Source organism: Chryseobacterium edaphi (assembly GCF_025628985.1).
Classification (GTDB): Bacteria; Bacteroidota; Bacteroidia; order Flavobacteriales; family Weeksellaceae; genus Chryseobacterium; species Chryseobacterium edaphi.
This window is the reverse complement of sequence record NZ_JAOTEM010000002.1, coordinates 71,303-85,805: the sequence shown is the minus strand read 5'-3', so window position 1 is coordinate 85,805 and position 14,503 is coordinate 71,303. Positions and strand designations below refer to the sequence as shown.

Below are 14,503 nucleotides of genomic sequence, written 5' to 3'. Positions count from 1 at the left end.
GAAAGGATCTCGACTTATCTATATAATTTAAATTCTTATTCAATTACAAAACGGAATTTATTTATTAAGGAATTAAAATCTTCTCACCTCCATACCTTGGTTCTATGCCAAAAATAAAATCCCAAAAAACCTTTGCTCTTGCCAATTTTTCTCTTGCATTGGTTTTGATTCCTGCATATTTATTTACATCTGCAGCATTGAAACCATAAGCCTCAATTCCGTTTTTTCTTGCTAAATAAACTGCACGTTCATTGTGAAAACGTTGAGAAATGATGATGTAAGATTTTTGTCCAAAAATTTCCTTCGCACGAACTACAGAATCCAAAGTTCTGAAACCTGCAAAATCCTCAAAGATTTTTTCTGCCGGAACTCCTGCTTTGATGAGTTCGTTTTTCATTTCTTCCGGCTCGTTGTAATCTTTTTTGGAATTATCTCCGCTTACAATAATATTTTGAACTTTTCCGGATTTATACAATTCGGCTGCAGCTTCAATTCTATTGAAAAAATAAGCATTCGGACTTCCGTTTGAAAGTGTTTTGCTTGTTCCTAATAAAAGCCCTGTTTTTTCGTTTGGAAGTTTTGAAAATTCTGAAGTCACATAATCTTCTGATTCAGAATCGATTTTAAAATTAGCCCACAAAATAAAAAGAACCGACACTCCGAAGAATATCAGTCCGATAAATAATATTTTCTTTAAAATTTTCATTATTAAAATTCTAATCCATTTGGGAAAGCTTTCTTTCTGAAAATCAATAAAAGTGCAGCTCCTACTGTAATTGCAGAGTCGGCAACATTAAAGATGTATTTGAAAAATTCGATGTGTTTTCCGCCGATTATCGGCCAGCTCTCAGGAACAGTCCAGTCAACCAGTGGAAAGTGAAGCATGTCAACTACGCAGCCTTTCATGAAATTGGAGTAACCATGACCAAAAGATGTGATTTTAGAAACTCCTCCGTAATCGAGCCATCTTCCAATACTTTCATCGTAAACTGTTCCGCTGTCGAAGATCAGTCCGTAAAACATTCCGTCAATGATGTTTCCGATCGCTCCTGCAAAAATGATTGACATTGGAATGATTAAATAATTTGAAGCGCCCTGTTTCAGCCACTTTTTAAACAAATAGATCATTCCTCCGATTAAGAAAAGTCTTAGGATTACAAGAAGATATTTTCCGAACAATCCGCCAAAATGAAATCCATAAGCCATTCCTGGATTTTCAACAAAAGTAAATTTGAAAAAGGGTAAAACTGAAACGCTTTCGCCTAAACTAAAATGAGTTTTGATATAAATTTTTGAAGCCTGATCTATAAATAAGATAAGAAAAGTAACAGCTAATATCTTTTTCATTACAAATTAGTCTTTGGTTTGTCTTTAAAGTTGTTTGCTGGTTTATCTTTTTTCACAGGAGTTTTTTTCTCAACGGTCTGAGTTTTCATTCCTCTTGTGTGAAATTTTTCGTAACGAATTCCCATGTCTTTCATCACACTTTTCAGTGCATTCAGTTCCATTTGATTTTTTGGGTGTACAATTAATGCTTCCATTTTTTTATTTATTTTTTTTCATTCTGAGCTGGCTTATATTTATTTTTTAGACAATTCGTCTAATCTTTTCCGGTCTTTTGCAGACAGATCATTGATTCCGTTTTTGCCCATTTTGCTCAGAAGTCGGTCAATTTCTTTTTCTCTTTCGCGTTTATCAGAATTAAATTGTTGATCGATCGTCAGATTTTTTGGCTTGTCGGGATAGAATCTGTTTTTGATTCTGTCTTTGTTGAAAAACCATAAAACTGCGATGAGAATAATTCCTAAAATCAAATATTCGCTCATAGATATAATTAAAAATTAGGTTTATAAAATGTCATACAACATTTCATAAACCCAATAATTTATTTACAAAAATAAGATAAAAATTTTATCTCTGCATATTTTTAGCTTCGATGCTCAAAGTAGCGTGCGGAACGGCTAAAAGTCTTTCCTTAGGAATTAGTTTTCCTGTAACTCTACAGACACCATATGTTTTATTTTCGATTCTGATCAAAGCATTTTTCAGATCACGCACGAATTTTTCCTGTCTTCCTGCCAAAATAGAGTTTTGTTCTTTGCTCAGGGTCTCTGCACCTTCTTCAAAAGCTTTGAATGTTGGTGAAGTGTCATCCGTACCATTATTCTGGTCGTTGATGAAACTCTCTCTGATCAGCTGCAGATCTTTCTCTGCTTTCTCTATTTTCTCTTTAATTACTTTTTTAAATTCCTGTAAATCAGCATCGTTATATCTTACTCTTTCGTCTTGCATGGTCTTTTTTCTTTTTTAATAAAATTATGAATTGGATATTGAAAAAACAATAACTATACGTTAATTTTTTTCAACATTTACTTTAAAATTTTGGTCATCAATATCGATTTCGTTAAAATTTGAAAGTGAAGATACAATTTCTATTTTATTTGACAAGACTTCAGATGAAATATAGTCTTCATTTTGTTTGATTTGCTCCAAAAATGGTGTATTTTCTTCCAAAATGATGCTTATTCTATCTGTTAATTCAAAATCTTTCTCTTTTCTAAGATTTTGGATCCTGTTGATAAACTCTCTTGCGATACCTTCAGATTTTAACTCATCAGTCATCTTCAAATCTAATGCCACAGTTGTTTTTCCGTCAGAAGTTACCGTCCATCCCGGAATATCTTTCGTTGAAATTTCAACATCAGCAATTGTGATCTCATAACCTTGAATTTCCAAACTTCCTTCTTTTTCTAAAGATGAAATTTGTTCTATGGTAAGATTAGCAATTTCATTTCCAACCACCTTCATATCTTTTCCAAGTCTTGAACCCAAAGTTTTGAAGTTGGGTTTGATCTGTTTTACAATTAAATGTGATGCTTCTTCAGCATTGATCAATTGCAATTCTTTAACATTAACTTCTTGTTTAATTAATTCTGCAACCGCTAAAATCTGCTCTTCGGTTTTCTTATCCAACACAGGAATTAAGACTTTCTGTAAAGGTTGACGCACTTTTACATTTTCTTTTTTTCTCAAAGAGAAAACCATACTTGTAATGCTTTGTGCTAAATGCGTCTTCTCAACCAAATCCTGATCGATTAAACTTTCATCAGCAACAGGGAAATCTGTCAGGTGAACTGATTCAAATGTTTCTTTTCCGGTAGCTGCGTTTAAATCCTGATACAACTGATCCATAAAGAAAGGAGCGATTGGTGCAGATAATTTGGTAACAGTTTCAAGACAAGTATATAAAGTCTGGTAAGCAGAAATTTTGTCATCAGAATAATCTCCTTTCCAGAAACGTCTTCTGCACAGTCTTACGTACCAGTTACTCAGGTTATCATTAACAAAATTGCTAATGGATCTTGCCACTCTTGTCGGCTCGTAATCTTCGTAGAAAGCTTTAACTTCTTTGATTAAAAGATTCAATTCAGATAAAATCCAACGGTCGATTTCCGGACGGTTTTCAATATCTTTTTCAGCATATTTAAATCCGTCGACATTGGCGTATAATGTAAAGAACGAATAAGTGTTGTAAAGCGTTCCAAAGAATTTTCTTCTTACTTCGTCAATTCCTTCAATATCAAATTTCAGGTTTTCCCAAGGATTTGCATTTGAAACCATGTACCAACGCGTTGCATCTGGTCCGTAAACCGCTAAAGTTTCGAACGGATCAACCGCATTTCCTTTAGATTTTGACATTTTCAGACCATTTTTATCCAAAACAAGTCCGTTACTCATTACATTTTTATAAGCAACCGAGTCAAAAACTGCAGTTCCGATAGCATGAAGTGTATAGAACCATCCACGGGTCTGGTCAACGCCTTCGGCGATAAAATCTGCAGGGAATGCTTTATTATTGTCAATTAACTCTTTGTTTTCAAACGGATAGTGTAGCTGCGCATAAGGCATAGAACCTGAATCAAACCAAACGTCGATCAGGTCACTTTCACGGTTCATTGCTTTTCCTGATTCTGAAACCAGGATAATTTTGTCAACGATATTTTTGTGAAGATCAACCAAAGAATAGTTTTCTTCAGACATATTTCCGATTTCAAATCCTTTGAATGGATTTTCTGTCATCAATCCAGCGGCGATAGATTTTTCAATTTCGTTGTACAACTCTTCAACAGAACCAATGATGATTTCTTCCTGTGCTGAGCCTGTGGAAGGATCAGTTCTCCAGATTGGCAACGGAATTCCCCAATATCTTGAACGGGAAAGGTTCCAGTCGTTGACGTTTTCCAACCAGTTTCCGAAACGTCCTTCTCCTGTAGCTTTTGGCTTCCAGTTGATTTCTTTGTTTAAATCTACCAAACGGTCTTTTACCGCCGTCATTTTCACAAACCATGAATCTAACGGATAATATAAAAGGGGTTCATCAGTTCTCCAGCTGTGTGGATAACTGTGAACATATTTTTCAACTTTAAAAGCTTTGTTTTCTTCCTTTAAACGGATAGCGATTTCTACATCAACAGACTTTTCAGGTGCTGTTCCCGCATCGTAATATTCGTTTTTCACATATTTACCTGCAAAATCTCCCATTTGCGAAGTGAACTTCCCTTGCAAATCAACCAACGGAACCGGATTTCCGAATTCATTTAATACCAACATTGGCGGAACTTCAGGAGTTGCTTCTTTAGCCACTTTCGCATCATCTGCACCAAAAGTTGGCGCCGTGTGAACGATTCCCGTACCGTCTTCTGTTGTAACGAAATCTCCTGAAATCACTCTGAAAGCATTTTCCGGATTTTGGTAAGGAAGGGTGTACGGCAATAACTGCTCATATTTAATTCCAACCAAATCAGCACCTTTGAATTCGCCAAGAATTTGGAAAGGGATGGTTTTGCTTGATGAAGTGTAATTAGCGAAATCTTCGTCAGTTCCCTCAACGAATTTCTTACCGAACTGTTTTCCGGTTAGAGCTTTAGCCAAAACAATATTGATCGGCTCAAAAGTATATTGATTAAATGTTTTTACTAAAACATAATCGATTTTCGGTCCTACTGTCAAAGCAGTGTTCGAAGGTAAAGTCCATGGAGTGGTCGTCCATGCTAAGAAATGTACATCTCCAAAACCCTGTAAAAACGAAGGCAATGTTTCAGGCAATGTCTTGAACTGTGCAACAATCGTAGTATCAGTCACATCACGGTAAGCTCCCGGCTGGTTTACTTCGTGAGAAGAAAGTCCGGTTCCTGCTTTCGGTGAATAAGGCTGAATCGTGTAGCCTTTATACAACAAATCTTTGCTGTACAATTGCTTCAACAACCACCAAACGGTTTCCATGTATTTTGATTTGTACGTGATGTACGGATCTTCCAAATCTACCCAATAACCGATTTTTTCGGTCAGGTGATTCCAGACATCCGTGTAACGCATTACCGCTTCACGACATGCTTGGTTGTAATCTTCAATCGAAATTTTTTTGCCAATATCTTCTTTCGTGATTCCGAGTTCTTTTTCAACTCCTAATTCCACAGGAAGTCCGTGCGTGTCCCAACCTGCCTTACGGAAAACCTGCTTCCCGTTCTGAGTCTGGTAACGACAGAAAATATCTTTCAACGCTCTTGCCATTACGTGGTGAATTCCTGGCATTCCGTTTGCTGAAGGCGGACCTTCGTAAAACACAAACTCAGGATTTCCTTCACGGGTTTCAACACTTTTTTCAAAGGTTTTATTGGCTTTCCAGAATTCCGCAACATTCTCGGCTACGTCTATCAGGTTGAGGTTTTTATATTCTTTAAATTGGCTCATTGTAATTTCTCAATTTCGTTGATTAATCAAGTTGGCAAATTTAGTGATTTTTGTCGGTTTATAATATATGTTTTATTTTGATTGGGCTTATTGAAAAGTTTGCGAAAATTGAAGCGGTTTAAGCAGTGAATTGTGAATGGTCAAAATGTGAATTTTCGCACGTAATGATTTAAACATCTTGTTAGCATATCAATAGGAGTGGGCTTTAGCCCGCTTTCAAAATTATCAAATGAAATTGGCTTTAGCCAAAACTTATTTTACTCTCGCATATCTTGCGGATTACGGAGATTTTTGAGATTAAATTTTAAAACAATCATTTGTGAAAATCTGTGGGATCTGTGGGAACAAAACTTTCCATCCAACTTTTAATTTTAATTTAAATAAATTTGTCATCTAAATTTAAACTATTGGAACTCTTCCCACTTATCGAGAAATCAAGCATTCAGGACATCAAAAAGTTTCAGGAAGAAAAACTTCATGAGCTTTTACAATATCTTGAGATGAATTCGCCCTTCTATCAGAAATTATTCAAAGAAAATAATATTCAGATTTCTGATATCAAGACTTTAGAAGATTTACGGAAAATCCCAACGACTTCGAAGAACGATATTCAGCAGAATAATGATGATTTTTTCTGTGTTTCCCAAACTCATATTGTTGATTACAGCACAACTTCAGGGACGTTGGGTGATCCCGTAACTTTCGGTCTTTCCGAAAATGATATGGAAAGAATTGCTTACAACGAAGCGATATCTCTTGCCTGTGCAGGAATTCAGAAAGGTGATGTAGTGCAGATGATTACGACCATTGACAAAAGATTTATCGCAGGGCTCGCCTATCTTTTAGGTTTGCGGAAAATGGGCGCAAGTGTCATCAGAATGGGACCCGGAATTCCCGAACTGCAGTGGGATTCGATTTTCAGATATAAACCTAAGTATTTAATTACCGTACCGTCGTTTTTGTTAAAAATGATTGACTACGCTGAGAAACATGGGATTGATTATAAAAGTTCAAGCGTTATCGGTGCGGTCTGCATTGGTGAAAGCATCAAAAATCAGGATTTTTCAGATAATATTCTTTCGCAGAAGATCAAAGAAAAGTGGAACATTAAATTATTCTCTACTTATGCATCTACTGAAATGAGTACTGCATTTACAGAATGTGAATTTCAGATCGGCGGACATCAGCATCCGGAATTGATTATCACGGAAATTCTTGATGACGAAGAAAATCCTGTGAAAGAGGGTGAAAGTGGCGAGCTGACCATTACGACTTTAGGCGTTGAAGCTTTACCTCTGTTAAGATTTAAAACGGGAGATTTAGTTAAAGCGCATTATGAACCATGTGAATGCGGCAGAAATACGATGAGACTCGGTCCGGTTGTCGGCAGAAAACAGCAGATGATTAAATATAAAGGGACAACGTTGTATCCGCCTGCAATGAATGATATTCTGAATGATTTTGACGGAATTTTATGCTACCAGATTGTGATTCAGTCGAATGAAATTGGTCTTGATGAAATTATCATTAAACTCAGCACAGAAAGAGAAGACGAAAGTTTTGAAGGCGAAGTTCGTGATCATTTCAGGGCAAAATTAAGAGTAAGTCCAAAAATTGAAATCGTCAATTTTGATGTTTTGTCTAAAACGGTTTTTAATCCAAACAGCCGAAAGCCAATCACGTTTGTAGATTTACGATAACCTAATTTTATTCAATCAAGTTGGAAATGTTTTTATGAACTGGTGATTAAATATCCCTCTAAGTATTATATTTGCTGTCTAAAAATAAATTTATGAAAAAAATATTGTTTGTATTAATGATGGCTGTTTCATCCATAACTTTTGCGCAAAATGAATTGAAGGTTATTTCAGGAAGCTTTGATTTTATAAGAGATCAGACTGAAATTAATGTAGAATTAAAATTTGATCAAACACTTTATCAAGTGGAGAATTGGAGTGAAGACCAATATCTTGAGAAGAGGAAAGAGGATATTTTAAAAAATCCAAAAAAGACAGATGAAGATTGGCAAAAATGGTTGGGCGAATGGCAAAGATTTAAGAGCTCAGAGTATTTAAAATATTTTTTGAAAGGAGTAAACAGTAAATCTAAAATCGTCTTTGCAGATGACAGTAAGGCAAAGTATACATTGATAATTGATGCAAAATGGATTTATGCAGGATGGCATGGTGGAATAATGGGGCAAGAAGCAAAGCTGACTTCGGATATGAAAGTAGTAGAAACTGAAAATCCATCAATCGTCGTACTGCATGTACAAGGCGATAAAATCTTAGGAAAACCGCAGAATAAAGATTTCGTAATGGAATATGGAAGAATAGCAGGAGCGTTTGAAGCTACGGGAAAAAGATTTTTGGGGAAAGAATATAAAAGAGCCTTAAGAAAATAAAAAAACGGTCTGAAAATTTTCAGACCGTTTTTTTATGCTTTTTCTTTTTCTGTTTTAATGAAATTGGCTAAGTTGACGATTGCCGTATCATGTATTCTTACAAACGTGTTCTTCTTGTCCCAAACATAACCAGCGAGGACTGCACAGATTTTCCTTTTCACATCAGGGTTTTCCGGCTGATGGAAAAATAATTCCTGAAGATTTCCGGTGTACCATTCTTTTACATACGTTGTAAAAACGTTAACTCCGTATAAAATGTAATCTGCAAATTCTATCTGCCAGTCGACTTTTTCACCATTTAACTGTCGGATTGCCAATTTTGCCGCCGTCATTCCGCCTTCTGTGGCAAATGCCATTCCTGAGGAGAAAACAGGATCTAAAAATTCTGACGCATTACCCGTCAAGGCGAATCCGTCTCCGAATAATTTTTTAACCGAACAAGAATAGTCTTTCAAATGTCTCGGCTCAAATAAAAATTCTACATCTCCGAAACGTTTTACATAATAATCCGACAGAGAAATTGCTTTTCTTAAGGCTTCTGCGGTATCGCCATTTTCCGACAATTTATCAATGTATTCAGTTGGACCCACAATTCCTACACTCGTATTTCCATTCGAAAAAGGAATTACCCAAAGCCAAACTTCAGTTTCAATAATATCAAAAGAAATCAAAGTTCCTTCCTCGCCTTCTTCTCTGTTGACATCTTCAACATGAGCGAAAATAGCTGAGTGCGGAGATAATTTTGAAGGTTTTTCTAAATCTAAAAGTCTTGGTAAAACTCTTCCATAACCACTTGAATCAATCACAAATTTTGCGTGGATTTCTTTGGTTTCGCCTTGTTTCGTTTTTACAGTAGTAATAGAATCAGTTCCGTCAAATTCAATTCCGATTACTTCGGTTTCAAATTCAAGATCAACACCTTTATTAATCACTTCCTGAGCCAATGTATTGTCAAAATCAGCTCTTGGAACCTGCCAAGTCCAGTCCCATCCTTCACCGAATTTATTACTAAAATCAAAAATGCAAACTTCATCTCCTCTCAAAAAACGTGCGCCGAGTTTTTTCTCGAATCCCATTTTATCCAAAGCAGGAAAAAGTCCCGCTTCATCAAAATGATCCATCACTCTCGGAATCAAACTCTCACCAACTACAAGTCTCGGAAATTTTGTTTTTTCAACAACTTTTACGTTGATATTGTTCTTCTTTAGGTAAGCAGAAGAGACGCATCCGGAAGGTCCAGCTCCGATTACGAGAACATCAACAAATTCTTTGGTCATCTTTGATTTTTTATTTTAATAATAACTTATATCTTTGCCGCAAAATTAGTGACAATTAATTATATTTTACAAAATTATATATTATTACTTTAATTAATGAAAATAAATAACTTTTTAGAACTGAGGGATTTTCAGAAGATCATAATAGAAAATGAAACCGTAGAACTCGATGAGGTACTTCTCAACCGTGTGAATGCAAGTTTTCAGTTTCTTAAAGAATTTTCAAAAAATAAAGTAATTTATGGAGTCAATACAGGTTTCGGACCGATGGCTCAGTTTAAAATCAGTGATGAAGATACGCATCAGTTACAATATAATTTAATCAGAAGTCATTCTTCAGGCATCGGGAATCCGCTTCCTGCGGATGAAGTGAAAGCTTGTATGTTGGCTAGATTAAATACTTTGTCGTTAGGAAATTCAGGAGTTCATGAATCTGTTGTTTTTTTACTTAAAGAATTAATAAACAGAGATATTACTCCATTGATTTTCGAACACGGCGGAGTAGGTGCAAGTGGCGATTTGGTGCAATTGGCACATTTAGCTTTGGTATTGATCGGTGAAGGTGAAGTTTTCTATAAAGGTGAAAGAAAATTGACCAGAGAAGTTTTCGAGATCGAAGGTTTAGAGCCAATTAAAGTTGAGATCCGTGAAGGTCTTGCTTTAATGAATGGAACTTCCGTTATGTCGGGAATTGGTATTGTTAATGCATACAAAGCCAATCAATTAACTGATATTTCAATTAAATTATCATGTGCGATTAATGAGATTGTTCAGGCTTATGACGATCATTTGTCAGAAGCTTTAAACGGAACAAAACTTCATGCAGGTCAGCAAAAAATTGCAGCCAGAATGCGCGAACATTTATCTGACAGTAAATTGATCAGAAAAAGAGCTGATCATTTGTACACTCATTTTGAAGAGCAGGAAAAGGTTTTCAAAGAAAAAGTTCAGGAATATTATTCTTTAAGATGTGTTCCACAGATTTTGGGACCGGTTTTAGATACTTTGGAATATACCGAAAAAGTTCTTGAAAACGAGATCAATTCGGCAAACGATAATCCGATCATCAATGTTGAAGATCAGCATGTTTACCACGGAGGTAACTTCCACGGAGATTATATTTCTTTGGAAATGGACAAGCTGAAAATTGTAGTAACTAAGTTGACAATGTTGGCTGAAAGACAACTGAATTATCTTTTAAATTCAAAAATCAACGAAATTTTGCCTCCTTTCGTAAATTTAGGTAAATTAGGTTTCAATTTCGGGATGCAGGGAGTTCAGTTTACAGCAACTTCCACAACTGCTGAAAGTCAAATGCTATCAAACTCAATGTATGTTCACAGTATACCTAATAATAATGATAATCAGGATATTGTAAGCATGGGAACGAATGCTGCTGTGATTTGCAGAAAGGTAATCGAAAATGCTTTTGAAGTGTTGGCAATTGAAGCAATAACGATCATTCAGGCTATTGAATATCTTGATTTTAAGGATAAGGTTTCATCTAAAACAAAGGAACTGTACGATGAAATTAGAAAAATTATCCCTGCTTTTTCAAGCGATATGGTGATGTATCCTTATTTGGAAGAAGTAAAAAAATATTTAAAGACAATGTAATTATTTAGTTAAATTGATTGTCAATAAAACTAATACGAAACAATATTAACATAAACACATGAAATGTGCAATTGTAACAGGCGGCTCCAGAGGAATTGGTAGAGCGATCTGTATAAAACTTGCTGAAGAGAAAAATTATCATATTCTGATCAACTACACTTCAAACGAAGCTGCGGCAAAAGAAACTTTAGCTAAAGTTGAAGAATTGGGTTCTACAGGAGAAATCCTGAAATTTGATGTGGGAAATGCAGATGAAACTGTATCAGTTCTAACTGAATGGCAGGAAAGCAATCCCAAATCAATAGTTGAAGTTATTGTAAACAATGCAGGTATTACAAGAGACGGATTATTCATGTGGATGCCGAGAGAAGACTGGAACTCTGTGATTAATACGAGCTTAAATGGTTTTTATAATGTCACCAACTTCTTCATCCAAAAGTTATTGAGAAATAAATACGGAAGAATCATCAATATGGTGTCAGTTTCCGGAGTAAAAGGAACTGCAGGACAAACCAATTATTCTGCGGCAAAAGGCGCTTTAGTCGGAGTTACAAAAGCTCTGGCTCAGGAAGTTGCTAAAAGAAATATAACTGTAAATGCAGTTGCTCCGGGTTTCATTAAAACGGATATGACACAGGATTTTAATGAAGATGAACTTAAAGCAATGATTCCCGCAAACAGATTTGGTGAAGCAGAGGAAGTTGCAGATTTAGTCGCGTTTTTAGCTTCAAGAAAATCTTCTTACATCACAGGAGAAATTATTAATATCAACGGAGGAATTTATTCATAAATTAGGTAGCAGATGATAGGTAACAGTTATTAGCTGCAACCTAAAACCTGAAACCTGTAACCTAAAATTTAGATGGAAAATAGGGTAGTCATTACCGGAATGGGAATTTATTCTTGCATCGGAACTTCTTTGGAAGAAGTGAAAGAATCCCTGTATCAAGGTAAATCCGGAATTGTTTTAGTTGATGAGAGAAAAGAATTTGGTTTCAGATCAGGGCTTTCGGGTGTTGTTCCAAAACCGGATCTCAAAAATCTTCTCAGCAGAAGACAGCGTGTAAGTATGGGTGAAGAAAGCGAATATGCTTACTTGGCTACACTTGACGCACTAAAAAATGCTAATATAGATCAAGACTTTTTAGACCAAAACGAAGTTGGAATTTTATATGGAAACGACAGTGTTTCAAAAGCTGTTGTAGAATCGATTGACATTGCCAGAGAAAAGAAAGATACTACTTTGATGGGTTCCGGAGCGATTTTTAAATCGATGAATTCTACGGTGACGATGAATCTTTCTACGATTTTTAAATTGAGAGGAATCAATTTAACCATCAGTGCAGCCTGTGCAAGCGGTTCTCATTCTTTGGGATTGGCTTATATGATGATCAGCAATGGTTTTCAGGATATGATTGTTTGTGGAGGAGCTCAGGAAACCAATAAATATTCTATGGCAAGTTTTGATGGATTGGGAGTTTTTTCAACAAGAGAAAACGAACCAACCAAAGCTTCAAGACCTTTTGATTCTGAAAGAGATGGTTTGATTCCGAGCGGTGGAGCGGCTTCCTTAATTGTTGAAAGTCTCGAGTCTGCACAAAAAAGAGGTGCACATATTTTAGCGGAAATCGTTGGTTACGGATTTTCATCAAACGGAGGTCATATTTCTACTCCCAATGTTGACGGACCTGCTTTAGCCATGAACAGAGCTTTAAAACAGTCTGGCTTAAAGGCAGAAAATATAGATTATATCAATGCTCATGCGACTTCTACCCCGATTGGTGATGCGAACGAAGCAAAAGCGATTTACGAAATTTTCGGCAGTGAAGTTCCTGTGAGTTCAACAAAATCGATGACGGGTCATGAATGTTGGATGGCAGGAGCGAGTGAGGTGATTTATTCGATTCTGATGATGCAGAATGATTTTGTTGCACCGAATATCAATCTGGAAAATCCTGATGATGACGCAAAAAAGATAAATCTTATCGCTGAGACAAAAAATCAAAAAATTGACGTATTTTTGTCGAATTCTTTCGGATTTGGGGGAACCAATTCCGCATTAATTGTTAAAAAATTTGATTAAAAACATGGAAAGGGAAAAAATTGTTGCGATCGTTAATGATTTTTTGATCAACGAATTTGAAGTTGACGGAGATGAAATCAATAATGAGGCAAATTTTAAAAAAACATTAGGCTTAGACAGCTTAGATTATATTGATCTTGTCGTTGTGATCGAATCTAATTTCGGAGTGAAATTAGGGGAAGAAGACTTCAAAAAAATAGTGAATTTTGATGACTTCTATTCAGCTATTGAAAGTAAAATCTCTGAAAAAAACGCTTAATTATTGATTAAATATTTACTTTAAAAAATGTAGCAATATAACAATTTATCAATGTGCCAATGAGAAAATAATTGTTACACTGTTATATTGATAAATTGGTAAATTGTATTTTATGAACAAGTGGAAAGGTAAGTCTAAAGGAACCATATTAGGATACAGAATATTCGTCTGGTGCATTAGAAATATCGGGATCAGAAGTTCATATTTTGTGCTTTATTTTGTAGCTGCATATTACTTTTTATTCGAAAAAAAGAGCAACGAATACATTTCATATTATTTCAAAAAGCGGCTCGACTATAACTTTTGGACTACGATAATCTCCAGATATAAAAGTTACTTCACTTTCGGAACGGTTTTGATTGATAAAACTGCGATCTCTGCGGGATTGAGAGATAAATTTACCTACGAATTTGACGGTGTTGAAAATTTAAAAAACCTTTTAGCCGAAAAAAAAGGCGGAGTTCTCATCAGCGCGCATATCGGAAATTTCGAAATTGCAGAACACTTTTTTGCAGATATTGATTTTGATTGTCAGATTAATTTAGTAACGACAGATCAGGAAGTTACGATCATAAAAGAATATCTCGACAGTGTTACGGTTAAGAAAAGCAATATTAAATTCATCTATGTGAAAGACGACATGTCGCATATTTTTGACATCAATGAAGCTTTGTCAAAAAACGAATTGATTTGTTTTACCGGTGACCGTTATTTTGAAGGTTCAAAATTCCTTAAGGCAGATTTGCTAGGTAAAAGTGCAAAATTTCCTGCAGGTCCTTTTCTCATTGCTTCGAGATTGGGCGTTCCGGTCGTCTATGTGTATGTAATGAAAGAGAAAAATCTTCATTATCATTTGTACGCAAGAGTCGCTCAACAGGTTAAAAAACGTGATGCACAGGGACTTTTAAACTCATATACTCAAAATCTGGAATCAATGATCAAAAAATATCCTCTCCAGTGGTTTAATTATTTTGATTTTTGGGATCAAGTAGATTAATTTCAATACATTTATGGCAGCTATTCCGCCTTCCGCTCCCAATCTTTTTTGCTTTGCAAAAAAGGATTTCCGCTCAAGTCGGGCTGCTGCAATTCGACGTTAAAAAATCTCAAAA

Annotated in this window: 14 protein-coding genes; 7 read left to right on the top strand and 7 right to left on the bottom strand. The window is 35.5% G+C overall.

Features of this window, described 5'->3' with window-relative positions:
* Window positions 1-64: 64 nt before the first annotated feature.
* The 6 genes from NZ698_RS08535 to ileS all read right to left on the bottom strand — a co-directional run bounded on the left by NZ698_RS08535 (window position 65) and on the right by ileS (window position 5,751).
* A complete protein-coding gene (locus NZ698_RS08535; protein ID WP_263002690.1) occupies window positions 65-706 on the bottom strand; it encodes a SanA/YdcF family protein in 642 nt (213 codons plus the stop codon).
* A gap of 2 nt (window positions 707-708) precedes the next feature.
* Complete coding sequence (locus NZ698_RS08530) at window positions 709-1,347, bottom strand: lipoprotein signal peptidase (protein WP_263002689.1); 639 nt, start codon at window positions 1,345-1,347, stop codon at window positions 709-711.
* Window positions 1,347-1,541, bottom strand: a complete 195-nt coding sequence (locus NZ698_RS08525; protein ID WP_263002688.1) for a DUF2683 family protein — start codon at window positions 1,539-1,541, stop codon at window positions 1,347-1,349. The genes NZ698_RS08530 and NZ698_RS08525 overlap by 1 nt, the downstream gene beginning before the upstream one ends.
* 39 nt (window positions 1,542-1,580) lie before the next feature.
* Window positions 1,581-1,826: a DUF6576 domain-containing protein gene (locus NZ698_RS08520; RefSeq protein WP_263002687.1), complete on the bottom strand. Its 246-nt coding sequence runs from the start codon at window positions 1,824-1,826 to the stop codon at window positions 1,581-1,583.
* 85 nt (window positions 1,827-1,911) lie between these two features.
* Complete coding sequence (locus tag NZ698_RS08515; protein WP_263002686.1) at window positions 1,912-2,292, bottom strand: TraR/DksA family transcriptional regulator; 381 nt, start codon at window positions 2,290-2,292, stop codon at window positions 1,912-1,914.
* Between the two features lie 60 nt (window positions 2,293-2,352).
* Window positions 2,353-5,751 carry an isoleucine--tRNA ligase gene (gene ileS / locus NZ698_RS08510; RefSeq protein WP_263002685.1) on the bottom strand — a complete coding sequence of 1,133 codons (3,399 nt, stop codon included), beginning with the start codon at window positions 5,749-5,751 and terminating at the stop codon, window positions 2,353-2,355.
* Between the two features lie 407 nt (window positions 5,752-6,158).
* Between ileS and flxY the strand changes: the two genes are divergently transcribed.
* Window positions 6,159-7,451: a flexirubin biosynthesis putative acyl-CoA ligase FlxY gene (flxY, locus tag NZ698_RS08505; RefSeq protein WP_263002684.1), complete on the top strand. Its 1,293-nt coding sequence runs from the start codon at window positions 6,159-6,161 to the stop codon at window positions 7,449-7,451.
* Window positions 7,452-7,543: 92 nt separating this feature from the next.
* A complete protein-coding gene (locus NZ698_RS08500) occupies window positions 7,544-8,155 on the top strand; it encodes a hypothetical protein (protein ID WP_263002683.1) in 612 nt (203 codons plus the stop codon).
* 32 nt (window positions 8,156-8,187) lie between these two features.
* On the opposite strand, the gene NZ698_RS08495 is transcribed toward NZ698_RS08500, so the two are convergent.
* Entirely contained in the window at window positions 8,188-9,432 is a 1,245-nt protein-coding gene (locus tag NZ698_RS08495; protein ID WP_263002682.1) for an NAD(P)/FAD-dependent oxidoreductase, read from the bottom strand.
* A gap of 96 nt (window positions 9,433-9,528) precedes the next feature.
* On the opposite strand from NZ698_RS08495, the gene flxA reads away from it, so the two are divergent.
* The 5 genes from flxA to NZ698_RS08470 all read left to right on the top strand — a co-directional run bounded on the left by flxA (window position 9,529) and on the right by NZ698_RS08470 (window position 14,388).
* Complete coding sequence (flxA, locus tag NZ698_RS08490; RefSeq protein ID WP_263002681.1) at window positions 9,529-11,049, top strand: flexirubin biosynthesis tyrosine ammonia-lyase FlxA; 1,521 nt, start codon at window positions 9,529-9,531, stop codon at window positions 11,047-11,049.
* A gap of 58 nt (window positions 11,050-11,107) precedes the next feature.
* Complete coding sequence (gene flxB, locus NZ698_RS08485; protein WP_263002680.1) at window positions 11,108-11,839, top strand: flexirubin biosynthesis SDR family reductase FlxB; 732 nt, start codon at window positions 11,108-11,110, stop codon at window positions 11,837-11,839.
* A 72-nt stretch (window positions 11,840-11,911) separates the two neighbouring features.
* Entirely contained in the window at window positions 11,912-13,132 is a 1,221-nt protein-coding gene (locus NZ698_RS08480) for a beta-ketoacyl-[acyl-carrier-protein] synthase family protein (protein ID WP_263002679.1), read from the top strand.
* A gap of 4 nt (window positions 13,133-13,136) precedes the next feature.
* A complete protein-coding gene (locus NZ698_RS08475; RefSeq protein WP_263002678.1) occupies window positions 13,137-13,391 on the top strand; it encodes an acyl carrier protein in 255 nt (84 codons plus the stop codon).
* A 112-nt stretch (window positions 13,392-13,503) separates the two neighbouring features.
* On the top strand, window positions 13,504-14,388 hold the full coding sequence (locus tag NZ698_RS08470; protein ID WP_263002677.1) for a lysophospholipid acyltransferase family protein: 885 nt from the start codon (window positions 13,504-13,506) through the stop codon (window positions 14,386-14,388).
* The last annotated feature ends 115 nt before the right edge of the window (window positions 14,389-14,503 follow it).

Coding starts and splice junctions, on each gene's coding strand:
- NZ698_RS08525 (WP_263002688.1), bottom strand. CDS start 1,541: ATGGAAGCATTAATTGTACACCCAAAAAATCAAATGGAACTGAATGCA.
- NZ698_RS08470 (WP_263002677.1), top strand. CDS start 13,504: ATGAACAAGTGGAAAGGTAAGTCTAAAGGAACCATATTAGGATACAGA.
- flxA (WP_263002681.1), top strand. CDS start 9,529: ATGAAAATAAATAACTTTTTAGAACTGAGGGATTTTCAGAAGATCATA.
- NZ698_RS08520 (WP_263002687.1), bottom strand. CDS start 1,826: ATGAGCGAATATTTGATTTTAGGAATTATTCTCATCGCAGTTTTATGG.
- NZ698_RS08475 (WP_263002678.1), top strand. CDS start 13,137: ATGGAAAGGGAAAAAATTGTTGCGATCGTTAATGATTTTTTGATCAAC.
- NZ698_RS08530 (WP_263002689.1), bottom strand. CDS start 1,347: ATGAAAAAGATATTAGCTGTTACTTTTCTTATCTTATTTATAGATCAG.
- NZ698_RS08515 (WP_263002686.1), bottom strand. CDS start 2,292: ATGCAAGACGAAAGAGTAAGATATAACGATGCTGATTTACAGGAATTT.
- NZ698_RS08500 (WP_263002683.1), top strand. CDS start 7,544: ATGAAAAAAATATTGTTTGTATTAATGATGGCTGTTTCATCCATAACT.
- NZ698_RS08495 (WP_263002682.1), bottom strand. CDS start 9,432: ATGACCAAAGAATTTGTTGATGTTCTCGTAATCGGAGCTGGACCTTCC.
- NZ698_RS08480 (WP_263002679.1), top strand. CDS start 11,912: ATGGAAAATAGGGTAGTCATTACCGGAATGGGAATTTATTCTTGCATC.
- ileS (WP_263002685.1), bottom strand. CDS start 5,751: ATGAGCCAATTTAAAGAATATAAAAACCTCAACCTGATAGACGTAGCC.
- NZ698_RS08535 (WP_263002690.1), bottom strand. CDS start 706: ATGAAAATTTTAAAGAAAATATTATTTATCGGACTGATATTCTTCGGA.
- flxB (WP_263002680.1), top strand. CDS start 11,108: ATGAAATGTGCAATTGTAACAGGCGGCTCCAGAGGAATTGGTAGAGCG.